General features: G+C 44.3%; 25 protein-coding genes and 1 pseudogene. 13 read left to right on the forward strand and 13 right to left on the reverse strand.

Translation table 11 applies throughout. The features are described from left to right. Nucleotides 1-19 precede the first annotated feature (19 nt). Nucleotides 20-1,162 (reverse strand): glycerate kinase, encoded by a 1,143-nt coding sequence (locus FJU10_RS01395; protein ID WP_140964950.1) that lies wholly within the window; start codon nt 1,160-1,162, stop codon nt 20-22. 170 nt (nt 1,163-1,332) lie between these two features. Here FJU10_RS01395 and FJU10_RS01400 point away from each other — a divergent pair, with 170 nt between their 5' ends. Genes FJU10_RS01400 through FJU10_RS01415 form a run of 4 tightly spaced genes read left to right on the forward strand, consistent with a single transcriptional unit; the run spans nt 1,333 to nt 4,412 of the window. Further along, nucleotides 1,333-2,523 carry a helix-turn-helix domain-containing protein gene (locus FJU10_RS01400; RefSeq protein ID WP_140964951.1) on the forward strand — a complete coding sequence of 397 codons (1,191 nt, stop codon included), beginning with the start codon at nt 1,333-1,335 and terminating at the stop codon, nt 2,521-2,523. Beyond that, nucleotides 2,516-2,743, forward strand: a complete 228-nt coding sequence (locus tag FJU10_RS01405) for a PLD nuclease N-terminal domain-containing protein (protein WP_077454454.1) — start codon at nt 2,516-2,518, stop codon at nt 2,741-2,743. The genes FJU10_RS01400 and FJU10_RS01405 overlap by 8 nt, the downstream gene beginning before the upstream one ends. After that, nucleotides 2,740-3,651: an ATP-binding cassette domain-containing protein gene (locus tag FJU10_RS01410; protein WP_096741329.1), complete on the forward strand. Its 912-nt coding sequence runs from the start codon at nt 2,740-2,742 to the stop codon at nt 3,649-3,651. Before FJU10_RS01405 ends, FJU10_RS01410 begins: the two co-directional genes overlap by 4 nt. Next, complete coding sequence (locus FJU10_RS01415; protein ID WP_140964952.1) at nt 3,648-4,412, forward strand: ABC transporter permease; 765 nt, start codon at nt 3,648-3,650, stop codon at nt 4,410-4,412. The genes FJU10_RS01410 and FJU10_RS01415 overlap by 4 nt, the downstream gene beginning before the upstream one ends. Before the next feature lie 46 nt (nt 4,413-4,458). On the opposite strand, the pseudogene FJU10_RS01420 reads toward FJU10_RS01415, so the two are convergent. The 4 genes and pseudogenes from FJU10_RS01420 to FJU10_RS01435 form a co-directional block, all read right to left on the reverse strand. Further along, nucleotides 4,459-5,081: pseudogene (locus FJU10_RS01420) on the reverse strand (YitT family protein). 167 nt (nt 5,082-5,248) lie between these two features. Then, nucleotides 5,249-5,809: an NAD(P)H-binding protein gene (locus FJU10_RS01425; protein ID WP_077454457.1), complete on the reverse strand. Its 561-nt coding sequence runs from the start codon at nt 5,807-5,809 to the stop codon at nt 5,249-5,251. 67 nt (nt 5,810-5,876) lie between these two features. Beyond that, nucleotides 5,877-6,281, reverse strand: a complete 405-nt coding sequence (locus FJU10_RS01430; protein ID WP_077454458.1) for a MerR family transcriptional regulator — start codon at nt 6,279-6,281, stop codon at nt 5,877-5,879. A gap of 75 nt (nt 6,282-6,356) precedes the next feature. After that, nucleotides 6,357-7,337, reverse strand: a complete 981-nt coding sequence (locus FJU10_RS01435; protein ID WP_074931714.1) for an aldo/keto reductase — start codon at nt 7,335-7,337, stop codon at nt 6,357-6,359. A 209-nt stretch (nt 7,338-7,546) separates the two neighbouring features. On the opposite strand from FJU10_RS01435, the gene FJU10_RS01440 reads away from it, so the two are divergent. Next, entirely contained in the window at nt 7,547-7,912 is a 366-nt protein-coding gene (locus FJU10_RS01440) for an HIT family protein (protein WP_140964953.1), read from the forward strand. A 67-nt stretch (nt 7,913-7,979) separates the two neighbouring features. Here the strand turns inward: FJU10_RS01440 and FJU10_RS01445 are convergent, their stop codons facing one another. Genes FJU10_RS01445 through FJU10_RS01455 form a run of 3 tightly spaced genes read right to left on the reverse strand, consistent with a single transcriptional unit; the run spans nt 7,980 to nt 12,192 of the window. Further along, nucleotides 7,980-8,828, reverse strand: a complete 849-nt coding sequence (locus FJU10_RS01445) for a PRD domain-containing protein (RefSeq protein ID WP_077454460.1) — start codon at nt 8,826-8,828, stop codon at nt 7,980-7,982. 20 nt (nt 8,829-8,848) lie between these two features. Further along, nucleotides 8,849-10,312 carry a glycoside hydrolase family 1 protein gene (locus FJU10_RS01450; protein WP_081118027.1) on the reverse strand — a complete coding sequence of 488 codons (1,464 nt, stop codon included), beginning with the start codon at nt 10,310-10,312 and terminating at the stop codon, nt 8,849-8,851. Between the two features lie 47 nt (nt 10,313-10,359). After that, nucleotides 10,360-12,192, reverse strand: a complete 1,833-nt coding sequence (locus tag FJU10_RS01455; RefSeq protein ID WP_140964954.1) for a beta-glucoside-specific PTS transporter subunit IIABC — start codon at nt 12,190-12,192, stop codon at nt 10,360-10,362. Nucleotides 12,193-12,527: 335 nt separating this feature from the next. On the opposite strand from FJU10_RS01455, the gene FJU10_RS01460 reads away from it, so the two are divergent. The 8 genes from FJU10_RS01460 to FJU10_RS01500 all read left to right on the forward strand — a co-directional run bounded on the left by FJU10_RS01460 (nt 12,528) and on the right by FJU10_RS01500 (nt 19,832). Continuing rightward, complete coding sequence (locus FJU10_RS01460; protein ID WP_140964955.1) at nt 12,528-13,418, forward strand: dihydrodipicolinate synthase family protein; 891 nt, start codon at nt 12,528-12,530, stop codon at nt 13,416-13,418. A 22-nt stretch (nt 13,419-13,440) separates the two neighbouring features. Then, nucleotides 13,441-14,088, forward strand: coding sequence for an HD domain-containing protein (locus FJU10_RS01465; protein ID WP_077454464.1), 648 nt, complete (start codon nt 13,441-13,443; stop codon nt 14,086-14,088). Nucleotides 14,089-14,401: 313 nt separating this feature from the next. Continuing rightward, a complete protein-coding gene (locus FJU10_RS01475; protein ID WP_005235249.1) occupies nt 14,402-15,466 on the forward strand; it encodes an ABC transporter permease in 1,065 nt (354 codons plus the stop codon). A gap of 11 nt (nt 15,467-15,477) precedes the next feature. Then, nucleotides 15,478-16,194 (forward strand): ABC transporter ATP-binding protein, encoded by a 717-nt coding sequence (locus tag FJU10_RS01480; protein ID WP_140964957.1) that lies wholly within the window; start codon nt 15,478-15,480, stop codon nt 16,192-16,194. After that, the gene (locus tag FJU10_RS01485; protein ID WP_140964958.1) at nt 16,191-17,678 is read left to right on the forward strand and encodes a phytoene desaturase family protein; all 1,488 of its coding nucleotides are present in this window, start codon (nt 16,191-16,193) and stop codon (nt 17,676-17,678) included. The genes FJU10_RS01480 and FJU10_RS01485 overlap by 4 nt, the downstream gene beginning before the upstream one ends. Further along, a complete protein-coding gene (locus FJU10_RS01490; RefSeq protein WP_140964959.1) occupies nt 17,668-18,591 on the forward strand; it encodes a phytoene/squalene synthase family protein in 924 nt (307 codons plus the stop codon). Before FJU10_RS01485 ends, FJU10_RS01490 begins: the two co-directional genes overlap by 11 nt. 2 nt (nt 18,592-18,593) lie before the next feature. After that, on the forward strand, nt 18,594-19,154 hold the full coding sequence (locus FJU10_RS01495) for a TetR/AcrR family transcriptional regulator (protein ID WP_010747950.1): 561 nt from the start codon (nt 18,594-18,596) through the stop codon (nt 19,152-19,154). Between the two features lie 99 nt (nt 19,155-19,253). Beyond that, nucleotides 19,254-19,832, forward strand: a complete 579-nt coding sequence (locus tag FJU10_RS01500) for a TMEM175 family protein (protein ID WP_189372198.1) — start codon at nt 19,254-19,256, stop codon at nt 19,830-19,832. 106 nt (nt 19,833-19,938) lie between these two features. On the opposite strand, the gene FJU10_RS01505 is transcribed toward FJU10_RS01500, so the two are convergent. Genes FJU10_RS01505 through FJU10_RS01525 form a run of 5 tightly spaced genes read right to left on the reverse strand, consistent with a single transcriptional unit; the run spans nt 19,939 to nt 25,000 of the window. Beyond that, nucleotides 19,939-20,943 (reverse strand): sugar kinase, encoded by a 1,005-nt coding sequence (locus FJU10_RS01505; protein WP_140964961.1) that lies wholly within the window; start codon nt 20,941-20,943, stop codon nt 19,939-19,941. Nucleotides 20,944-20,952: 9 nt separating this feature from the next. Beyond that, the gene (gene dagF / locus FJU10_RS01510; protein WP_077454471.1) at nt 20,953-21,702 is read right to left on the reverse strand and encodes a 2-dehydro-3-deoxy-phosphogluconate aldolase; all 750 of its coding nucleotides are present in this window, start codon (nt 21,700-21,702) and stop codon (nt 20,953-20,955) included. Then, nucleotides 21,699-22,805, reverse strand: a complete 1,107-nt coding sequence (locus FJU10_RS01515; protein WP_140964962.1) for a DgaE family pyridoxal phosphate-dependent ammonia lyase — start codon at nt 22,803-22,805, stop codon at nt 21,699-21,701. Before FJU10_RS01515 ends, dagF begins: the two co-directional genes overlap by 4 nt. Next, on the reverse strand, nt 22,789-23,901 hold the full coding sequence (locus tag FJU10_RS01520; protein WP_140964963.1) for an amidohydrolase/deacetylase family metallohydrolase: 1,113 nt from the start codon (nt 23,899-23,901) through the stop codon (nt 22,789-22,791). Before FJU10_RS01520 ends, FJU10_RS01515 begins: the two co-directional genes overlap by 17 nt. 4 nt (nt 23,902-23,905) lie before the next feature. Beyond that, on the reverse strand, nt 23,906-25,000 hold the full coding sequence (locus FJU10_RS01525; RefSeq protein ID WP_140964964.1) for a DUF871 domain-containing protein: 1,095 nt from the start codon (nt 24,998-25,000) through the stop codon (nt 23,906-23,908). Between the last annotated feature and the right edge of the window lies 1 nt (nt 25,001).

Here is a 25,001-nt window from a genome sequence, read left to right on the forward strand (position 1 = left end):
CTTCTTATTCAGTCCCTTCTTAAACGTCTGATTCGATCTTTTTTTGCCACTGCTCCACAAAACCAGCGATCGCTTGAGCAGTCTGTTGAGTATTCACTAAGGTTCGCTTTTTCTCCATCGCTTCTGTCAATGAAACCGGACCTTGCTGGATACAAAAAACGGCAGATAAGAGTTGCGGCAGTTTTCCTGGATCGTCGCTTCGAGAGCCGCAGATGGCAACGACTGGGACCTGATGTTTGTGGGCGAGCAACGCGACGCCATAGGGCACTTTTCCCCCAGCGGTTTGCCCATCGATGCGTCCTTCACCGGTGATCAACAAATCTGCGCCTTTGATTTTTTCCTCAAATCCAATCAATGAAGCGATCGTCGCAAATCCTGGAACCAATTGACCACCTGCCAAACGAACAGCACCACCAAGCCCCCCTGCCGCACCAGCACCAGCACCAGGGACTTCCAGATCGGTCCCCGTGGTTTGCTTGATGTGTTCAGCCAAACGCTTTGCTTGCTGATCCAACTGCTGGACCGTTTCTTTGGATGCCCCTTTTTGCGGACCAAAAACCGGCGCAAATCCTTGTTCACCTGAATAAGGATTTGTTACATCAGCTAAGGCAAACAATTCAATTTGCTTAAGTAGAGGATTCAACTCGCTGAGTTGTAATGCATCTGTTTGCAACAATGGATTTTTTTCCATTTGCCCATTTGTTGTGATTTTTGCTCCTAACGCAAGTAAAAAGCCTACGCCCCCATCAGAAGTGCCGCTACCGCCAAGGGTCAGGTAAATTTTTTTCACTCCTTGCTTGCAAGCTGCTAAGACCATTTGGCCTAACCCAAAAGAAGAGCTATTGCGGGTGGTCTCATCACTAGGTTCCACGAGTTGCAACCCAATCACTCCTGCAGATTCAATCAGGGCTATTTTTTCTTCCTTGATTTTTGTGATCAACATACGAGCTTGCAACTTACCGCCTAATGGCGCGGTCACTGAAACCGTTTCGTAATTTCCTCCCAGCGCAGCAATGACTGCTGCCATTGATCCTTCTCCCCCGTCAGCGATGGGAATACTGCGTTTTTCCCACTGGTCTGAGAACCCGCTTAAGACCGCTTGATTTAATTCTGCGGAAGTGGCACTTCCTTTGAAGGAATCGATTGCTGCTACAACTTTCATTTTTCTACCTCTCATTTACGATCATCTCTTTCCCAAAGATTGGGATAATTTGTCTTATAATCAACTTTTAGTTAATTAAATCAACCAAAAATTAACTAGCAATCCATTGTAAGTCATCCCTTCTCCTCTTATGATAGAAGTATACCAAACAAACCTATCGGAGGTGCACTATGGACTTACCAATTGGCGAGGAAATCGCTCGGAGAAGAAAACAACGAGGTATTACCCAACAAGAATTAGCAGTGTTTATGAATGTGTCCAAAGCATCCGTTTCGAAATGGGAAACGGGACAGTCTTATCCAGATATCACCTCGCTGCCCTTATTAGCAGCGTATTTTGATTGCAGCGTCGATGAATTATTGATTTTGGACTCGCAGCTATCCCCTAAAGAGATTCAACGGATTTACCAACTATTAAAAGGCGCCTTCCAAACAAAAACATCGACGGAAGTTCTCGCTCTTGCTCAAAGTTTTACCAAACGGTATTACTCTTGTTATCCGTTCTTATTACAAATGGGGTCCTTTTACTTAAATCATTGGGATCTACTGCCAGATGTCCCTGTAGAAAGCATCCCAGAAGGACAAACTTACGAAAACGCTCTAATGGAAGCGAAGAAAAACACCTATTTGAAGGAAGCAGAAACCCTGTACCAACGGATCATGGACCAAGGAGACAGTGAGCTCGCCCAACAAGCGAAACAGATCGATGCTTATTGTCTGCTGATGAGAAACAAGCCAGAAGAAGTCTTGGCGATCCTTGGCACGAAAACTCTCTCTTTTTTACCTAGCGAACCGTTGATTGCCGCCGCATTCCAGCAAAACAATCAGTTGCAACAAGCTGAGATCGTTACTCAAAGTGCGATTTATCAATACTTGATTATTTTTATGAGCTTACTGACGAATTATTTAGCAATGCTCACACAAGACGAGGAGCAACTGGAAAAAACCTATGCACGTGGACTGGCACTCAGCGAGAGCTTCCATCTGGCCGAACTGCATCCTATTTCTGTGCTGAACTTTTTAGCCGCTGGAATGGTTTCTTTTGCCGCTTTAGGAAAAGAGGACTTACTAGCAGATGCATTAGAAAAGTACGTCAAAACGATAGCAACAACACCTGAAGAAATCGTTTTGAAAGGAGATGATTATTTCAACAGCATCGATGAGTGGATTAGTGAATTAGAATTAGGCAGTCAGATCCCGCGTAACTCAGGTAGTGTCAAAAAACAATTTATTGAATTAGCACAGCTGACACCCTTGTTTGAACCGTATCAAGAAAAACCCCCATTTAAAGAACTATTTCAGCGCTTGAGCAAACTAGCTGAGCAAGCATCTAATTCCCAAAGGAGTGATTCCCATGGATAGTGTTCAACTAAACATTCCAAACGATATGGCTGATTATTTGCCCATACTGATTCCCCTAATTATCTTACAACTGGTCTTAATCGTCCTGTCAGTTCGGGATATTTTAAAGCAGGAACAGTTTAAATTTGGCTCTCGCACGTTATGGCTTTTAATATCATGTTGTATTAGCCTGATTGGTCCTATCCTTTATTTTGCTTTCGGAAAAGAGGACCAACAATGAAGATGATCGAGATCAATCATTTATCCAAGCGTTTTGGGCACAAACAAGTGCTACAAGACCTAACCTTTTCGGTTCCAAAGGGCAGCGTTGTGGGTTTTGTCGGAGAAAATGGTGCCGGCAAAACAACGACCATGAAGGCGATTTTAGGATTACTCCCCATTGATGAAGGAGAAATCACCGTTTGTGGCGAACCGGTGCAATTTGGCTCAGCAAAGACCAATCGCTGGATCGGCTATCTGCCAGACGTGCCGCAATTTTACTCTTTTATGACAGCTGCAGAATATTTGACTTTCTGCGGAAAAATCCAGCCCAATCAAGAACCTTTTCAACCTCAGCGGGTAACAGAAGTCTTAGAATTGGTAGGTCTAGAAGCTTCGAAACAAAAAATCGCTGGCTTTTCTCGTGGTATGAAACAACGTCTCGGGTTAGCCCAAGCTCTGATCAATCGCCCCGCCATCTTGATCTGCGATGAACCAACATCCGCACTAGACCCTTTAGGTCGCAAAGCGTTTCTTGATGTATTGGCAAAAATCAAAGAAGAAACAACGGTTCTTTTTTCATCCCATATTCTTGCAGATGTCGAGCAGCTGTCAGATTACATTGCGATTTTGCACAAAGGCCAGATCCGGGCATTTGAAACGATGGATTCCTTAAAAAACCGTTATCGAAAAACCGCCTTTGGGATTGTCTTTGCCGACGAAGGTGAGCATGTGAAATTTGCCAATGTGTTAGCATTCCACGGCATTGCGGCAGAAAGAAAGAACAATCAATTACTGATCGACGAAACTGCTGACACGAATGTTGGAAAGCAGTTGCTGCGATTGCTCAATGAACAACAGATAGTACCTGAATCCTTTCAACGAATCGAACCAACGTTAGAGGCGATTTATTTGGAGGTGATCAAATGAAGACGTTTCTTGTTTTCTTAAAGAAAGAATTTCTCGGCGGCCTTCGCAGTAAGAAATTGTTGATCTGCTTGATCCTGTTTGCCCTGATTGGCATGCTTTCTCCCTTTACAGCGAAAATCATGCCCGATCTGATGGCCAGTATGGTGCCAGAATCAATTCAGATCACGATTGCTGATCCGACTTCGATCGATGCATGGCTTCAGTTTTACAGCAACATCGGCACGATCGGGTTACTAGTGTTTGTGATTCTTTTTACCGATACGATCTCCGCCGAAATCAGTCATGGCACCTTTATTCAACTGATCACGAAAGGCTTACCGAAAACCACGATCGTCTTAGCCAAAGCTTGCTATTTATCGATCCTTTGGTCTTTGAGTTTCCTCCTAAGTGCCAGTGTCAGTGCTTTTTATACGATGATTTATTTCCATGATGACAGCGCTGTTCAAGTCCCTAGCGCTTTGGTCAGCTATTGGCTCTTCGGTTTATTAGCAATCAGCATCCTGCTGCTAGGTTCTAGCTTTGCTAAAAGTATCTATCAAGGACTGTTGTTTCTTGGTGTCTGTTATCTGATGGGTATGTTAGGCAATCTGTGGAGTCAATTAACAAATTGGAACCCTTACTCTCTTTCCAGCCAATTTCCTAACTACTTAACCGACCAAATCAAGTTAGGGGAACTGCTGCCAGCACTGTTGTTAACTTGCTTTTTGATCATCGCTTGTTTGACTGGTGCCATAGCTGTTCTAAGAAAAAGAAAATATTAAAAAACATCGGTGCAGATTTTTGCACCGATGTTTTGTTACTGCTATTTTACTCTACTTTTGCTGTCTCTTGGACTTCAACAGATTTTTTAGCCTGCATTCTTTGCTCGAGCCGCATGAAGAGTCGCATGAAGAAGGCAATCAAGTAAATTGAAAAGGCAGAAATAAGCGCTTCTTGCCAAGAAAAGATCAAAAGGTTCAGCAAGATGATGATCAAATTAGTTAAGAAAACCCCACTAGATCTGCGAATGCCATAGTATTTTTCCAAAATCAGCGGTGGGATCGTTACGCCACCGTTAGAAGCACCAATTTTATAGAGCGAAAAGATGCCGAAGCTAAAGAAGAAACTACCTAAAATCAATGAGATGGAATAAAAGCGCAGTACCATGATTTCGGGTAAAAGCGCCAGTAGAACGGGAAATGCCAAGCTACCAATAACCGTGTTGACAAAGACCTCTCGTTTCAAAAGTAAAAACGCAAGGGCCAACATCAATAAATTGATGCCCCAGACAATGATGTGCCGATTAATGGACCATCCAGTTTCAATAAGATAACCAATCGAACCAACGCCGGCAGAAGCAATGCTATGAGGTAACAGAAAAAATTTAAAGCAATGCAAATCCACAGCACCCCAAGCAATAACGCAAGATTTTTTTTGATTAATGAGTCCATCAACGTTCTCCTTTCAATCTGGCACCTATTTTTATGTAGAAAAGCTTCTGTTTATTCTATCAAAAAAACACTAAAAGAAAGAACCAATTTTTTCATGAAAACATGAAAAAAATTGATTCTGACCTTCAAGAAAGTATTCTTGGTTTTTTTCACCAGAGAAGGTGGCCTTATGCAGCACAACCATGAAATATCGCCAGAATCTCATCTGCGATCGCTTTTTGCCAGGCATTTCGCTGCGCCATGCGTTCCTTCTCTGACGGCAAATGGACAAAGGAAACAATCAATTCTGATCCCGCAATCAAATGATAGGACATCAACCGATTTTTTTGCTGCAAAAGCAGCTGATGCGTTTTAGGGGAAAGGGAAAGATCAGATGAGGTTGCCAATTGCTTTAATTCCTCTGGCTGACACAGGTTTCTTTCTGGTGCAATACTGATCAACTTTTTGACGCCTGCTAATTTCATTGCTTCGATCACCCGTAGCGTTGCCCGCGGATCGTGAATATCCGTCAGACAAACATACTGACATCCTTGAAGGGCACGAACCAGTCGACCCAAGTCCAGAAAGTCACCATCTATGATGGTCTCACGTTCTGGATTTGCTGATTGCAAACGCTCCTTTGCACGACGAGCATAAAGTACCAGGGATAAATTGGTTCTTTCTAAAATTTTTTTACGTGTCAGCTGCCCAATCGTCCCAGCAGCACCTAAAATCGCAAGTTGTTTCATAAGCTTCCTTTCTTTTCGATTGTGTTATGCAGAATGCTTCTGGTTTCCATTGCAACAAATTCAGTCATTAAGACTTAGTGACTAAACTGGCTTTTCGTTGACGCAATCGTTCTTCTGTCGGTAAAACATGCTCATCATAATGTTCAAGTTTGTATTCTAAGCGCTCGACAGCTTCCGTCATATCAGAGATTTTCTCCCTCAGTACCGCTATTTGGTCTGCTAGGAGCTGCTTTCGTTCAGGAACCGTCTCTCGTCCTTCTTCAAATAAAGCCAGGTAATGACTTAGACCCTCAATCGATAATCCAGCATTGCGCATTTGCCTTGCAAACGTGATCCACTTTAAGTCGTCATCATCAAATTCACGAACACCGTTTTTATTGCGTTTGATCGGCGGAATCAGCCCAATTTTTTCATAGTAACGGATGGTATCAGCCGAGACACCGCTCAGTTCACTGACTTTTTTGATATTCATGGCTTCACTTCCTTGTTTTGCATTTTTTCCTAGATCGTTTTGTATGCTACGAGCCAGAAGCCCTTTTGTTACTCGTTATACCGCCCCTACCACTGCATGAGGCAAGTAAGGTTCTTCCAAATACGCAATCTCTTCGGCTGTCAGCTTCAAGTCAAGGGCTGGTAATGCATCCAATAAGTGGCTTTCTTTTGTTGCGCCAATAATTGGTGCGACCACTTGTTCTTTTTGTAATAACCAAGCCAAGGCGATTTGCGCCCGCTTGCTTTGGTGTTTGTCAGCAATTTGTGCGACCCGCGCCACGATCTCCCGGTCTTGTTCCATCGTTTTGTCGTACTTTTGATTGGCGGTTTTATCCGTTAAGTACCGCTTGGTCTCTGCACCCCAGTCTCTTGTTAAACGTCCGGCTGCCAATGGGCTATACGGCGTCACGGCAATTTTTTGATCGGCACACAAGGGCATCATTTCTCGCTCTTCTTCTCGATAAAGCAAGTTCAAGTGATTTTGCATCGAAACAAATTTGGTCCAGCCATTTTTCTCAGCGACTGCTTGTGCTTTGGCAAATTGCCAAGCGTACATCGCAGATGCACCAATATAGCGTACTTTTCCAGAAACCACCAAATCATGTAGTGCCTTCATGGTTTCTTCAATTGGTGTGTGGTAATCCCAACGATGGATGATATACAAATCAATGTAGTCCATTTGCAGGCGTTTTAAGCTTTGCTCGACTTGATAAAAGATCGCTTTTCGGGATAAGCCTCCACTGTTAGGCCGTTGCTTCATTTTTGAATACAGTTTTGTGGCAACCACGATCTCATCCCGGGGCGCAAAATCATTCAATGCTCGACCGACGATTTCTTCGCTCGCTCCATAAGAATAAACATTTGCCGTATCAAAAAAGTTGATGCCTAGATCCAAGGCTTTTTTGATGACTTCACGACTATCGTCTTCTTCTAAGACCCACTCATGAAACCCGCTGTTGGGATCGCCAAATCCCATTGTCCCTAAACACAAAGGTGACACATCAAGTCCTGTATTGCCAAATTTTACATAGTCCATTTGTACGTCCTCCTGTTTTTTAAGTTACACTAAGCATACAGGTTGAAGTGCACTCTAAGTCAAGCGAATCTATAAACTTTTTTTATTTTACTCGCAAATGATCCAAAATGCCATTTCATTAGCATTGTGTATTCTTTTAAATCAGCTTTTGGTAAACTAAAACCAAGTATCGATACGCTATCTAGCTGATAAAAAAGGAGCGGAAGATTTTGACTTGTATTTTTTGTACTGCCTCAAAACATGCGATCATTGAAAACGAACGCTTTTATGCGATCTTTGATAAGTTTCCCGTCACCCCTGGACACCTGCTATTGATCCCCAAAGCGCATCGCAGGGATTATTTTGCCCTCACCCAAGAGGAATTACAAGACTTGCAGGCTTTGTTGCAGGAAGGCAAAGCCTATTTGTTGGAAACCTATCGACCAGACGGCTTCAACATCGGCTTCAATTGCGGGGAGGCTGCCGGACAGACGGTCTTTCATTGCCATTGTCATTTGATCCCACGCTACCAAGGCGACGTGGAGGATCCAAAAGGCGGCGTTCGAGGCGTGATTCCTGACAAGCAAGCCTACTAAATACAAACAAGCCGTTTCTTCCAGCAAAGGGAAACGGCTTGTTTGTGTTTGTTAAAAATGAGGACGCTTAGGAATTGATCGCTGAATGGTTCATCAACCGATTGATATGAACGCCTAGATAGACGATTTCATTGACAGGGATCTTCGTTTGATATTCTTTGTCGATATAGGCCTTGACTTTTGTCGCGATCTCCATAGCATTTGGATAAAGAGCCCACATTTGACGGTATAGTCCTTCATCTTCTTCTTGCAGCAGACCATCCAAAAAGAACCGGTCAACGAAGAAACGCACGTGGGTAATAAAGCGATTATAATGGATCGAATTGGTGTTGACGTCTTGCTGGATCGAGTAGCGCACCATATTGACGATCAACCCGATCAATTTGGCTTTTTTCAGCCCATCTTGATTTTCCTCGGTGTTCGACTGGGCATTGATCAAATGAAACGCGATATTGGAGGCTTCTTCTTCCGGCAGATCAATTTGATACTGCTCTTTCAACAAGCGTAGTGCCTGTTCGGCGGCTCGAAATTCCTCCGTATAGTAATTCTTGATTTCCCAATAGAGCCGATTCGTCACACTCAAGCCTTTTTGCTGACGTTCCACAGCAAAGTGCAAGTGATCCGATAAGGTGAGGTAAATCGTTGAATTTAGCGGATAAGGCAGCATTTTTTGCGCTAGCTGAACGATTTCTTTGGTCATTTCAAAATAGTACAACGGAATCTCATCCACCAAATCGGCAAACTGACCCGATTTTTTTTCATCGATTGGCAGAAAAACTTGATCGATCTGGGTATCGGCTATGCTGTCGCCGACTTTTTTTCCATAGCCGATCCCTTTCCCAAGTGCAATCATTTCTTGGCCTTCCTTATCAACAAGTACGACACTTGAATTTAAGACTTTCTTGATGTAAATCATGCACTCTCGCTCCTCACTGTTTATTCTGCCAAACTTGCGCCATTGGTGGCGATCACTTCTTTGTACCAGTCGAAGGAATCTTTTTTCAAACGGTCATAACTGCCATTACCTTCATCATCGGCATCCACATAAATGAAGCCATAACGTTTCGTCACTTGTGACGTCCCCGCACTGACCAGATCGATCGGTGCCCATGAAGTATAACCAATCAAATCGACCCCTTCATCGATGGCTTCCTTCATTTGTTTGAAATGTGCCTTGAAATAATCGACCCGATACGGATCATGCACGTGCCCATCTTCGAGGATATCAATGGCCCCCATGCCATTTTCAACGATCATCAATGGCACTTGATACCGATCATACAATGAAAGCAAGGAGATTTTCAAGCCTTTAGGATCGATCTGCCAGCCCCATTCAGTGGATGGCAGCTTGGGATTTTTTACTCCTAAAACTGTATTACCTGGCGTCCGTTCGGCATTTGGATCACCTGATTCAGCCATAGACATATAATAGCTAAAGGAGAGAAAATCAACGGTGTGATCTTTTAAGATTTGGCGGTCTTCTGGTGCCATTTCAATCTTGATGCCGCGTTTTTCCAGATCTTTTTCAATCATTCGCGGATAAGCACCTTTGACTTGAACGTCTGCATAGAAATCATTTTCTAAGTTTTTCTTTAAGGTCAATTCAACATCCAGTGGGTCACAAGTCAATGGATAGGTCATCAACTTCGTGATCATACAGCCGACTTTGTTGTCAGGATTTATCTCATGGGCGATTTTGGTCACTAATGAACTGGCCACAAATTGATGATGAAGGGCTTGATACACATCTTGCTCTTCCTTGCCAGCTTCTGATTGCTCAGGAATGAGGCCTGCTGTCGTAAAGGGATGACGATGGATACTGTCGATTTCGTTAAAGGTCAACCAGTACTCCACGTATTCCCCGAATTCTTCAAAACAGACGGTTGCAAAGCGGACAAAGTCATCGATCACTTTGCGTTCCACCCAGCCATTATACTTTAAGCTCAGCGCTAGCGGCATCTCATAGTGAGACAACGTTACGATCGGTTTGATCCCCAAGCGCTGCATTTCTTGGAAGACATTGCGGTAAAAAGCGATCCCTTCTGGATTAGGTGTCGTTTCTTCCCCGGTTGGGAACAAGCGGGTCCACGCAATCGACAGGCGTAGTACTTTAAAGCCCATTTCCGCAAACAAAGCCAAATCTTCTGGATAGCGATGATAGAAATCGATCCCTCGGCGCTTTGGATAAATGGCATCCGTTTGATCCGCCATTGCTTCTTTGACGGCATCAACAGTCACGCTCATGTGTGCTGCATAGTTTTTCACATCGACATGCGGTTTGTAAGTCGCTACATCTGCCACCGACAAACCTTTGCCGCCAAGATTCCAACCTCCTTCTACTTGATTTGCGGCGATAGCGCCGCCCCATAAGAAGTCCTTTGGAAAAGTTGTTTTAGTCATTTGTTCAATCTCCTTTTTACATTGTTTTTGTTGCATTGCTCATTTGTTTAGACGAGCGGTGCGATCGATAGGACACCATGGTCGCTTTGATCATCGGTTGATTCGATCGTTTTGACCGTAAAGTTTTCTTGATTGGTGACCACACAGATCACGATTGGATCAAAACCAGCTGCTTTGATGGCATCTAGATCAAATTGGATCAGGGGTTGCCCTTGTTTCACTTGACCCCCCGCTTTTACATAAGGGGTAAAGTGTTTGCCTTCTAATTGAACGGTATCCAAGCCGATATGAAAGAGCAATTCTGCGCCATTACGGGTTTTTAACCCGATCGCATGGTTGGTTTCAAACAACATCGTGATCTCGCCATCTTCTGGTGCGATCAATTCGCCAGACGTCGGGATGATCCCGAACCCTTCTCCGATCATACCACTTGAAAAGACTTCATCGTTGACTTCAGAGAGGGCTACCACTTGGCCTTCTACTGGTTTACTCAATACTTCGGCTTTCGGATCGGCAACAGTCGTCTTATTTTCTACTACTTTGTCTTTGAATAAGAAAAGGACAAGGACGAAGGAAACAGCAAAGGATACCCCTAACGTGACCAAAGCCCACACAAGATTCATCGGGTTGGCTTCATCCACGAACATAGTGATACTTGCTAGACCAGGGCCAACTAATGCGAAGGCCTTGATGGCAAACAAACCAGCCACCGCTCCACCAACTAGGCTGGAAGCCATCACGCCGTAAAGCACTCGTTTATGCAGGATCGTCACCCCATACAAAGCAGGTTCGGTGATGCCAAAAAGGGCGGAGATGCCTGCAGAAACAGCGGTTGAACGAAGTTTTTGGTCTTTGGTCCGAACACTCACCGCAAAACAAGCACCAGCTTCTGCAATGTTATGTGCCAATGAGGCAGGCAAGTATAACAGCTCTGCCCCCATCTCACTCATGGACGAAACAGCATAGGGAATCATGGCTTTGTGCATACCGGTAACCACCATTAATGGTAAAACAGCGGCTAAGATCCCTGTTGCCACCCAACCTAAATGGGCATACAGCCAAATGATCGCTGCTGAGAAAATCGTTCCGACTTCAAAGCCTAATGGGCCTAAAATCAATAAAGCAACTGGAACCGTAATAACCAAGCTCATCATCGGAACAAAGAAGATACGGATCGGTTTTGGTGAGATTCGGGTAAACAGCTTTTCAATTTGAGCGTAAAATAAAACCGTTAAAATTGCTGGAAATACTTGTGACGCATAGGCGATATTTTGTAAACCGAAGCCCATGAACGCTGCGCCATCTGTCAATAGTGTCGTTAGTTCAGGCAAAATCAAGGCACCGACAGCGGAAACCGCCACCAATTGGTTGACCTTTAATTTATTTGCCGTGGTGATCGCCACTAAAATCGGTAAGAAATACAATGGTGCGCCACCGATCAGATTCAAAATTTGATACGTCTGGCTCGTATTGTCCATCAATCCAGTGACAGAAGCAAGTAATAGTAAGGATTTCAAGACGCCCCCACCAGCGACCGCTGGAATCAACGGTTGAAAAATCGAGATAATAAAATCAAGCAGGACCGCCCCCCACGATTGTTTTTGTTTCGCTTCACTTCCTCCATCCGCTGTTAGCTCATGACCTAACACGTTCATAACCTCATCATACACTTCGACGACATCATTGCCGATGATGACTTGGCATTGGACATTTTGGCGCACACCGATCACACCAGCGACTTTTTCCAAGGCATCTTTTTGTACGAGGCTATTGTCTTTTAAAGTAAAGCGCAAGCGGGTGGAGCAATGTTCCAAATGTGCGATATTTTCTTTTCCGCCAATCAACTCAACGATGGCAGTTGCCGTTTCTTTTACATTCATAATTTTCTTCTCCTTTAATTAGTTTTCCTTTGTTGGCCAAACAAAGAAAAAAGCAGGCAGCACCTACAAAAACATTGAACGGAATCCAACGATCCCTTCCATGTTTTTTATAGGTCCTGCCTGCATTACCAGTCACATGCCTGTTTTATTACTTGCATAATACCATGCTTTTTTTGAAAACGCAACCACCGTTTTAAAAAATTTCGCTAAGCCTTTTGCTGAAACGAGAAGTTTGCTACACTTAATGGATAATCAGTTGTTTCGTCTTCCTTGGCTTGCACCAGAAGCAAGAAGAACATCGCTGGCTAAACGTATCACAAGAAAGGATGAATCGAATGACGCCATTGAATCACTCACTGCATGTTGCCGTCCCCACAGCATTTGATCATGAAGAAAGACTTGACACGAAAAGGACGATTGCCCATATATTGCAGCTGCAAAAACTAGGGATCAAATCGGTTTTGGTGTGCGGCTCCACCGGTGAACAGCACTCATTGACCTTGACAGAAAAAAGACAGCTTCTACATGCCTTAGCGCAAGAAACCAGCTGGGCAGCCGATTTCGAATTCCTCTTCGGTTTAGCTGGCATCGTATTTCATGAAACGCTCGCGTTGGCAGAAGCAATCAGCAAAAATCCCCGAATCGATGGTGTGGTTTTAGGCTTTCCCCCTTATCTCTGCCTGAGCCAAAAGGAAGCCGTGCTCTATGCTCAGGGATTGATCAATACTTGCGAAAAACCAGTTATTTTATACAACAATCCCCGCCGCACGGGCTTTGATTTATCTGCAGAAAGTCTCTTGACCTTAATCGCTGACCCTCGGGTGATCGGCTTAAAGGAAGCTGGCAGTAAAGAGCGAGTACCTCAACTAAAAACAAAGACGGCTGTCGATTTTCGCTTTTATGCTGGTGGTGAAGCGGACTTGGCGGAAAAGGTCGCACTAGGGTTTAACGGTCTGTCATCAATGGTAGGCAACCTTTGTCCCAAGGAGATCGAGGTGATTTGGCAGGGCTTATTGAAAGGCGATGCAACGATTTCGACGTCGAATGAATGGCAGAAAATGGAACAAGCAGCTGCCGGCGATCCAACAGATACCATCAGCTATCTTCCGTGGCTTAAGCAACAAATCACCATTGATGGACAGCCCTTTGGCTTTTGTCGTCAGCCGCTAGGTCTAGAAACGAGTGATCGGTTTGGCACTGGCTCAATTCCCCCTGATCTAGCATAAGAAAGGCAGGAGAACCAGACAAATGAAGATTGATCCACACCTAAAGCACTATATTGAAAGCTCCATCATCCCGCAATACAACCAATTGGATAGCAGTCACTCCCCAGCGCACGTCCACCAAGTGATCCAAAATAGTTTTGAGATTGCTGAAACATTGCCTGTTGACCTGAATATCGTCTATACGGTAGCTGCCTACCATGATATCGGCTTGCTCTATGGCCGCAAAAACCACGAAAGCAATTCTCGCAAGATCGTTGAACAAGATGCTGTGTTGCCACGCTTTTTCTCTCCTTCAGTCATTTCAATGATCGGTGAAGCTGTAGAAGATCATCGCGCCTCGCTGCCCTATGAGCCTCGCTCGCTTTATGGCAAAATTATTTCCGAAGCCGATCGCGACTTAGATTTTGAGCGAATCCTCAAGCGAACCTTGCTTTTTGCTTATGAGAAAAAGCAGCTCACAGATTTAGAACAATTGCATCATGAAGCGTATCAGTACATTTCAAAGAAATACGGTCCTCAAAGTGAGCTGAAGGTTTGGTTGGATTATAGCAAAAACCAAGACGGTTTGGCGATCATTTATCAAAAATTAGCACAACCTGAAAGCTTCCGTCACTCCTTTGAAAAAATCGTGCCGTTAGTTATCGCTACAAGTGGAGAAACTGACAAGTAACAATTCATTCCAACAACTTTCTTTAAAATAGAAACCCTCTGATTTAGCGTCGCTTCTGTGTGTGCGCTGAATCAGAGGGCTTTTACTGTTATCCTAGTTCTTTTTTCACTATAGTCCCCCCTCTCCTTCACTGCTCCCTCGCGCCTATTGAAATCAGGGAGCAGCAACTGGTTTTCTTCAATCAACAGACGCCCCTTCTACATAACCTCCTTTTTTTAACCGAATTTACTCTTTGTAAGCAAGATAGTTTGCTGAAAATAAAAAAAATGGTATTTTTATTTTATCAAGTGATAAAATAGTAGGAGGAATCGTTATGTTTTTGGCAATCAATGAAATACGCCATTCCAAATTGCGTTACGCCCTAGTCACAGGGGTCATGTTTTTAATCGCCTATTTGGTCTTTTTTTTAACTGGGTTAGCTTACGGGTTGGCTCAAGATAATCGGATGGCGGTCGACAAATGGGAGGCAGATCAAATTTTGTTGACCGAAGAAGCAAATGATAATTTAAACATGTCGATGCTTCCTCGCAGTCTTTATGATGAAGTCGATGCACCAGAAAAAGCAGTTTTGGCGCAAACCGCTGGGGTTGTGACCAAAGAAGACAACGGTGAAAAAGTCGATGTCACCTTTTTCGGCATTGATCCAGATCAATTTTTAGCACCAAATATTACCGATGGCGAGATGTTTGCGTCAGATGATGAAGCGGTCGCCGACAGCAGTATTGAGGAAGAATACGGGATTTCCATTGGTGACACCATCAAATTAGCCGGCAGTGACAAAAAATTAAAAATCGTCGGTTTTACAGATAACGCCCGCTTCAGTGTCGCTCCGGTCCTCTACACGTCGATCGGTGCCTATCAAGAAATTCGTTTTGAAAAAGAAGATGATTCTGAAAATGCCCGTATCAACGCGATCGTAACTCGTGGCAAAATCAAAGAAGTGCCAGATGATCTGGTCGCTACGGATATCAGCAAATTTATTAATGAATTGCCTGGTTACAACGCACAAGTGCTGACCTTTGGCTTTATGATCGGGTTCTTGATCGTGATCGCTGCCATCGTTATCGGAATTTTCATCTATGTGCTAACGATGCAAAAATCAGAAATTTTCGGTGTCATGAAAGCCCAAGGGATCTCTAGCCGCTACATTGCTTTTTCGGTGATCGCCCAAACGTTCTTATTGGCAACCTCGGGTGTTTTGATCGGTGGGTTGGCAACGATCGGTACCGCCCTCGTGTTACCTGCGGCAGTGCCTTTCCAAATCAATCTATTATTCTTTGCTAGTATCAGTGTCATGATGATTCTGATCGCGATGCTAGGTGCTTTCTTCTCGGTGCGAACGATTGTAAAAATCGACCCATTGAAAGCAATCGGATAGGAGGAAAAAACATGAGTGCCATTGAATTCAAACAAGTCAAAAAATCATTTAAAGATGGTGACGCGACGATTGAAGCCTTGAAAGAAACCAACTTCTCGGTAGAAAAAGGCGAATTTGTCGCCATCATCGGTCCTTCCGGCTCTGGGAAAAGTACCTTTCTAACGATCGCCGGTGGTCTGCAAGCCCCCTCTGAAGGCGAAGTGTTTATCAATGACGAACCCTTCAGTAAACAAAAAGAAAAGCAACGGGCAAAAACTCGTTTCAAAAAGATCGGCTTTATTTTACAAGCTTCCAACCTTGTCCCTTTTTTGACGGTCAAAAAGCAACTCCAATTGGTGGATAAGGTCAGCAAAGAACCCCAAGAGCAATCAGCTACTGAATTGTTTGAACAACTAGGGATTGAAAAGCTGCAGAACAAATACCCCGATGAACTATCTGGTGGTGAAAGGCAGCGGGTGGCTATTGCCCGAGCGCTCTATCATGATCCCACCATCATTTTGGCAGATGAGCCAACGGCGAGTCTTGATTCAAAAAAAGCCGTCGAAGTCGTCAAAATCTTAGCGAAAGAAACCAAAGAAAAACAAAAAGCCACCATTATGGTGACCCATGATACCCGTTTAACAGATTATTGTGATCGGGTCCTCGTCATGAAAGATGGCGTTTTAGAAGAAAAAGAACACACGAAAAAAGAAGCCGAATCAAATGATTCGCAGAAGGAGCAAGCATGAAAAAAATTATTGTTGTCGGTGCGGGCGTGTCAGGATTAGCTGCTGCTGTCCGTTTGCAAAAACTTGGCTATGACGTCACCCTCTACGAAAAAGAAGGGCAACCTGGGGGTAAAATGAATCAGATCAAGGAAAATGGCTTTACCTTTGATGTGGGCCCCACCATCGTGATGATGCCGGAAATTTATCGTGAAGTGTTTGAATTTGCTGGCGTTGATCCGAATGACTATATTCCTATGGAGAAAGTCGATCCGATGCTGCAGCTGTATTTTGCCCAAGACGAACCGCTGACCTTCTCAAATGACTTAGTAGAATTGACCAAAACGTTAGAAGCGATCTCGGAAGAAGATGCTCAAGGCTATTTTGCCTTTTTAGCAGATATTTACAAACGCTATGTGATCGCCAAAGAGTCCTTCATCACCAAGTCGTTTCGGACATGGCGAGACTTTTACAATCCCAAATCCTTATGGGCAGGGTTAAAGCTGCGGACGTTTAGTGACGCCTACTCTTCTATTTCTAAATTTGTCAAAGATGATCGCCTGCGAAAATCATTGGCGTTTCAAACCTTGTATATCGGTGTCTCCCCTTACCAAGGGCCGTCCCTTTATACGATCATTCCCATGATCGAGTTGATGTATGGGGTCTATTTCATCAAAGGCGGCATGTATACGCTAGCCACTGGTATGGCACGTTTGTTCCAAGAATTAGGCGGTACGATCCATTACAATACCCCAATCGATGAATTATTGATCGAAAACAAGCAAACCAAAGGCGTTCGTGTCAATGGAGAAACGATCACCGCAGATGTCGTGATTTGTGCGGCTGATTTTCCTTATGCCATGGAAAGCTTGATTCCTGATGAATCAAAACGCGGCAAATACACCAATCAAAAAATCGCTTCGATGGATTACTCTTGCTCTTGTTTCTTACTTTATTTAGGACTGGACAAAAAATATGAGGATAGCACACTCCACAGCATTTATTTTGCCAATGATTTTAAACGCAATGTAGATGATCTCTTCGAGGCTGGCAAACTGCCAGAAGATCCTTCCTTCTACTTGTATCGTCCAACCCTGAAAGATGCTTCCTTAGCACCTGATGGTCAAGAAGGTCTTTATGTTTTAGTCCCAGTGCCTGAATTATCTAAATTTGATCAATGGACGGATGAAACGATCCAAAACTACCGCCAGCAGATTATTGGATTATTAAAAGAAAAAACGATCTTTACGGATATCGATGAACACATCGTGTATGAAAAAATGTATACGCCAGATACGTTCAATGACCGGTTCAATGCCTACAATGGTGCGACATTTGGGTTGAAACCAACCTTGGCGCAAAGCAATTACTATCGTCCCCATAATAAATTTGATTATGCAGAAGGTTTATACTTCTGCGGCAGCAGTACGCATCCGGGAGCGGGTGTGCCAATCGTGATGCAAAGTGCCAAGTTAGCTGTGGAGGAGTTGTTAAAAGATGACCGTTAAATCATTAAGCGTCTTTGATGAATACGACAACGATTTTTTATACTGTGAGGCCATCATAAAAAAGCATTCAAAAAACTTTCATACCGCCTTTTCTCAATTGCCAAAAGACAAAGCACGCGCCGTCTATGCCGTCTACGCCTTTTGCCGACGTGCCGATGATGCCGTCGATGAAAAGCAAGACCCTTTGTTGATCGAAGCCATGAAAAAACGCTTGGAAGAAATGCAAAAACAAGTATCAAACGATGCGATCGACTTGCCGCAAGCCGTCAAAGAAGAAGATCCTGATGAAGCCATTTGGCGGGCATTGACCCTTTCTTTCCAACAGTTTGATCTGCAGTTTCAACCCTTTTTCGATCTATTGGTTGGGCAAAAACAAGACCTTGACTTCCATCAGCCCACCTCTGAAAAAGAGCTTTCTGACTATAGTTACTACGTAGCTGGCAGTGTGGGTCTGATGCTCTTGCCGATTCTCTCGCAAGCAGCCGCTGCGATTCAAGAACCCGCCATCAAATTGGGTGAAGCGATGCAGCGCACCAATATTTTACGTGATATTGGCGAGGATCTGCGGATGGGCCGCATCTATTTGCCGCAAACGGTCTTGGCGCAATTCAACCTTTCGCGAGAAGCATTAGCCTCTGGCAATCAAAACCAGCAGTTTATCGAGATGTGGGAACACGAGGCGCAACTGGCAGAGACGCTTTATCAAGAATCTTTTGTCATGATGCCGCAAATCGATGAAGATTGCCGTGAAGCTCTATTAGCAGCTGCTTTGATCTATCGGGAAATCTTGACTGTGATTCGCAAAAACAACTATCAAGTATTTGCTGAAAAAACAGCGGTACCGAAACAACGGAAAATCCAACTTTTGTTTACCGCGAAAAAAATGCTTCGTCAGGAACGTTGGGAGGGCTGACTTTGAACTTGCGAGAAAAAATATTACGAGTGGCAGAGAACCTGTTTATGCAGCAGGGGTATCAAGCAACTTCTACTAGACAGATCGCAGAAGCCGTCGGCATCACCCAACCCAATCTTTATTATCACTTCAAAGGCAAAGAAGCCATCTATTATGAAGTGATGGTCTCTTTGGCACAAGAGGTTTCTGGAAAGCTAAATCAGACCGTTGAAGATACTTCCTTGACGATCTCTGAAAAAATCTTGAACATGTTTCTTTTTTTAAGAAGTCGGCATCGCATCAATTTTTATATGATGATGCACGACATTCAGCATACCGTTTCTGAGGACACTTCTAAAAAACTGTACTTGCTTTGGCGGAAAAATTATAAAGAACCGTTTCTTGACTTGTTTCGTCGCAGTGATTCCAATCTCCGTTCGGATGTCGACCCAGAATTTGTCACCAGTCAATTGTTAGTACTGATGGCGGCTCATTTGGACTCACCAGAAAAAGAAGACAAGATGCCAGAAGCGATCGATTTGTTTTTATTCGGTGCACTAGGCAATGGGCCAATTGCGAAATAGCTGGAACGTTGGCTTTTGTCCCGAGAATAATCATTCGACGAATTTCTGACAATCGCGTACACTGATCCAGTAAACAGAAACTTAAAAGGATGGATGTACATGTCAAAAAATCGAATCGAAGCCTTTACCGATGCGGTCATTGCGATCGTAATGACCTTATTAGTATTGGAATTGCACCAGCCCGAAGGCGATACCTTTGCTTCTTTTTTAGGAGTGGAACAGCAATTTATTATTTATTTGATCAGCTTTGTGATATTAGCGATCTACTGGAACAATCACCATCATCTGTTTCAAGTAGTATCTAAAATCGACGGTTGGACCTTGTGGGCGAATCATTTGTTGATTCTGGCACTGACCCTCTTTCCTTTTGTAACGTCATGGGTCAGTCGTTATCCAGTCGCTCTTGCCCCTCAGCTGCTATATGGGGCTGTCATTTTATTGACGGATTTCAGCTATTTCCTAGTTGGAAAATCCTTGGTTCGTGCCAATCCTGACAATCAAGCCATCGTGGAACTGTTTCGCGGATACAAGAAACTCTACTTTACGTTGTTTATCAACGTGCTGGCATTGCTCCTCGGCTGGCTGATCCATCCCCTATTTATCATCACACTGGATAGTCTTGTACTATTGTTGTGGGTGATCCCTGAGAAAAAAGTAGAAACCTTTTTAAAACAATAAAAACACTTGCGTCCTTCTCCTAAAAGCGATGGATGATTGCGCAAAAGCAGCCGATTGGTCTACTTTTGCGCAGCCATCCATCAAGAGAAGGACGCAAGTGTTTTTTCTAGCGAATCAAGTCTTTCCCAGGTGCCTGTAAGACTTGTTCCACTTGTTCTTTGGTGGTTAAGGGAACATCTCCCAGCATCGTATGAGCCAAAACTGCATTCGTGATTGCAAAATCAGCGGTGCGTTGGAGTGACCATTTTTCGGCATAGCCTAATAATACGCCAGCGGCATAGGCATCCCCTGCCCCGATCCGATCCAAGACTTGCAGCAGCTGCGGTGCCGTTTCATAGGCATCCTGTACCGTAATGATCCTTCCGCTGATAAATTGCTTGTCTTCCACGGCTAGACGCCGTGTCCCACAGAACCATTCTAGTTGATACTGGTCAATAAAGGATTGGATCAACGCAAGCTCGGCGCCTTCGGTTTCCTCTAAGGGATAAGCCAATAGCTCCTCCAAGTCACGGACAGAGCCGAAAACTAGGTCACAATAGGGTAGAATCGTTTCATACCGTTGTTTCAGTACCTCCCGATTTAAATCTTCATTCAAGCTTGGACGGAAGTTGAAATCAAAGCAGACGCGAATCTGCTTGGCATGGGCCTGTTTCGCCAAAGCCAATGCAGTTTGCCAGGTTTTCTCAGTCAAACTAAGTGAGATCCCGCAAATATGAATGAGATCGACCGTTTCTAAAAACCCATCGATGGCATATTCTTCTGGACCTGAAACGCCAAAGGAACTATGATGGCGATTTTGATACGTCACATAGGTCGGACGAGCGCCGTAGCCGATCTCGGCGAAATAACTGCCGATATGACTATATTTTTTGCCAACAAATGCCGTTTGAATCCCATAGGAACGCAAGCTGGCTTTTGCCGTATCTCCTAATCGGTTGGCTGGCACCTGTGTCAGCATCGACGTCGTCAAGCCGAAATGCGCCAAATTACCTAACAGATTGACCCCTGTTCCCGTAAAATCCATCCGCAAAGAGTGGGTCTGTTCCAATGTTCGATATTCTGGTGGCGTCAACCGCATCATTACCTCACCGTAAGCACCGATCCGCATCATTGATCCCCCCTATTTGGCTGCTGCCAACACCTTTTTCGTCATTTCTGCTAATGTCTGTACATCTTCAGGGCGTGTGTCCCCTGTTTCTCCATCGATGATCGAGCTGTAAATATGGGGAATGATTTTTTTCACGCCTGCATCAACAGCGATCTGCAAGATTTCTTCAAAGTTTTCTAAATCGATACCGCCGGTCGGTTCCAGATAAAAATCATTCGCAGCACAAGCCTCGGCTACCGCTTGATATTCTGCTTTATGAGCCAACCCTTTCATTGGAAAATACTTGATAGAACTAGCGCCCATGTCTTTTAATAAAGCGATCGCTGTTTCGACTGGGACTTCTGCAGCTGGAGTTTGTGAACTCAATGGTCCAGTAGCAATATTGACATAGCCGACTTTTCCCGTTGGTGAAACAAGGGCATTGACGATCGTTTCAGATTGTCCTAGCAAAGCTCGTGAGGTCCCCGCTCCCGTGAACACTTGGTTAACATGCTGTGGCTGTAGAACAGCGGAAATTCGGGAGACCATTTCACTTTGGTTGGGGTCGCCAGCACCAAGCCCTACAGAAAGGGCATTATTTGTTGCCGCTTGATAATTTTTCATGTCAGCGATGGCTGCTTCATCGCTAGCATAGTTTTTTGATAAAACACCTAGGACGATGTTGCCCTCTGCTGCTTCGTAACAAGCTTTCGCATTGTCGATGGAGTTTGCTAACACATTTAGACAGACACGGTCAGCGAAATAATTGGGTGAAGTTTTCATTTTTGGGTTGCTCCTAACATAATTTCTTGTAAGCGATCGGTGATCACTGCCATTTCTTGTTCATTGACTGCTCGGATATCAAATTCAATAATGCCGTTATTGGCTTGGTACTCACGAGTATAAATCGCTGGTTCTCCTGCTTTTAGCGCGTCGATCACTGCTTTGGCACTTGGTTCTTTCACTTTGACACTCGCTCGGTAAATATCTCTGCCAGCGCTGTCTTGAACGATTTTTGCTTCTAAACCAGTGATTTCATTGATTGCCGCAATAAATGGTTGCAGGCGCTCTTGCATCGAAGCGCCAGATTCTGTTCCCTCCGCTAGATAATCCATCACGGCTTGGGTAAATCCGAGAATATTGTCTTTACCGATTTTCATTGCTCGACCAATCCCTTTGGATTGCAGGCGCACCCAAGAGACATAGGGCTGCTTGCCGATCACTAAGCCAGCACTTGGTCCTGACAGTGCTTTCGCACCTGAATAGATCACTAAATCAGCACCGGCTTGGGTATAGGCAATCAAATCTTCCTCAGCAGCCGCATCAACGATCAATGGAAGATCGTGTGCCTTGGCAACTTGGGCCGTTTCTGCTACTGTCAACATACTTTTTTGAACGGTGTGATGACTCTTTATGTAGAGGATCGCCGCCGTTTCGGGCGTGATCATCTGTTCAATGTGCTCGGGTGTACACATATTGGCATAACCTGCTTCCACGACTTTCCCGCCGCCTTGCGCCACCATCAATTCCACTGGTGTGCCATAATCTACGTTGTGGCCTTTGGGCAAAATGATCTCCCGTTTACTGATTTTCTCACTGTAAGGGTGGTACAAATGATAGCTGTCGCCTTGACCGATGAGTGCCGCCACTGATTGGGCGATCCCCGCTGAAGCAGAAGAAACGATCTGTGCATCTTCCGTTTTCAACAATTTTGCCAAATAGGCACCGGTTTTTTCTGCTAGATCTGCCATTTCAAAGAAATGTTCCCCGCCATAGCGCTGGGCTACAAGTACGCTTTCGCTGACTTTCGAGACACCTAGAATCGTCATTTTGCCAGAAGCATTGATGACTTCTTTCAAGCCTAATTCTTCAATATTCAGTGTCAAAAAGTTCCCCTCCTATCACCGCTTTTTGCGGCACGATCTGTTGTGTCGTGATTCGGCGATTGCCGTTAGAATCCGTCAATTCCTTTTCGCCCTCTTCAAAGCGGAAAATCGTAAAATCAGCATCATACCCCAATGCGATCTCGCCTTTGTTCTGTAAATGAAATTGCTTCGCAGGGGCACTGGTCACCTTCTCGATGATCTCACGCCAATCATACCCTACGACCGCTAATTTTTCCATAGTCGTCGCTAAATCAAAGACTGGTCCATTGGTACGATTGCGGATGTAAATATCCGTACTAATGGAAGAAGCCTTCAGCTGATTGGCAAAAGCCGTCTCCGCCACATCAAAATTGAAACTGTCTGTCCCATGACCAATATCAAAGACCAAGCCTTTTTCATAGGCAGCAAAGACGAAAGGCTTTATGGTTTGGTGCGTCTGATCCAAAATCCCATTGGCTTTGCCGTTAAAGCAATGGGTCACCACATCGCCTGCTTCCAATTCAGCGAGAATCTCTGCTAAATTCGGTGGTGCTGACCCAATATGGACCATCAGAGGCAGCGGTTGATTTTCAGCCTGGATCGCTTTGGCTAATTTCAACGGTGTGATGCCATTTTCGCCGATCACCGTTTTGCTCATTCGGGCTTTGATTCCGACGATAAAGTCAGGAAACTTCTGCAGCGCTTCTTTGACCAATTCTTTTTTGACTTTTGACAGATCCGCAAGTTCATCCTGCTCTACGATCCCCCATTTGGAAATATTGACTAAAGCAAAGACATTGGTTTTGGCTTCTTTGGCTAAATCATAAAACCGATGGATATTTTCGGCGCCAGTCGTCCCCGCATCGATAACGGTCGTGACACCTTGTTTGACACCGATCTCGTCTGGATAATCATAATAGAGCGTCATTTCCTCGAAACAATGGACATGGTCATCGATCCAACCGGCTGACAAAAACTCCCCTTCTGCTAAGGTCAGCTCTTGTTTCGCCTGCTCCTGCAACGTAGGTGCCAAAGCAGTGATTTTGCCGTCTTGAATCCCAATATCAAATACTTCTTCATCGATTGTGCGAGCTTGACGAATAATCAAATCAAACATCTCATTACACCTTCCTCTCTGTGAAAGTGAATTTCGACCAAGGATGGATAAACGGCAGCAGAACTAACTCTTGTTCGACGATCGAACCGATTTTATTTTTTCGTGGATCTGAGTGGGGCTCCAGCACTACTTGTAGCTCGTTTTTGTACTTGCCAAAACGATCATTGCCGATCACAACATCCCCTCGTTGAAAGACGCCTTCGTGGTCATGGACAGGATTGTCATGGTTCTTATACTTTTTACGAACTTCTGTGGAACGGATCATCCGGTCCGTGATGTCGCCTCGACGGTAATGCTGCTCGTCCAGAGCGATTTGGCGTTCAACTTCATTGATTTCAGGTACAAATTCAATCGCAAATGCGGTCTGGTAGCGATCAATCGCTCCTAGTGCCGCCAGTTCTGCTTCAGAAGCATAAGCATTGCCGATAATGACATCGTCAATCAAACCTGTGGCAAACAAATGCTTTGCGGCAGTTTCTACAGGCATTCTTCGGTGCATTTCTAAGGTCGGTAAGCCATCATTGATATCCCAAGGTCCGATCGTTCCCGTTTGAGAAGAGATAAATGCGGCGGTTCGAATGCCTTTTTCCTTGAAACGACGACTGCACTTCTCAAAGAAATCATAAGGCAAGGCAGTCCCTTCTTGTGGATAGAAATTGTGGCAGCCGTATAAGTAAGGAATGTTGGCTTGATAAGTCAAAATATTGTCTAAATACGCTACATCATTGCTCATATTCAATTCAACAGCTAAGCCAAAGGGATTGTAGGTCAACATCGCTTCTTTATTGCCGTCAAAACCTAAATCTAAACGAATCCCATCGGCTCCTAGTTCATGGAAAAAGGTCAAGTCATCATAGGAGATGCTTAGTTCAGAAAAGATGGCTGGTGCCACGTCTAAAATCGTTTCATAGCCTAATCCTTTGGCAAAATCAATCAACGCTTTAAATTTTTTCTGCACGTTTTCTTTGCCGTCACTCACTTCCAACATACTCATAAAAATGCGGCTAAAGCCATAATCATGGGCTAATTGCAGATAGGCTTTGTCTGTTTCAAAATCACTGTGATCGGGATACACCGATACTCCTAGTTGTCTTTTCAAC

It is taken from the genome of Enterococcus sp. OL5 (assembly GCF_006491895.1).
Lineage (GTDB): Bacteria > Bacillota > Bacilli > Lactobacillales > Enterococcaceae > Enterococcus_D > Enterococcus_D innesii.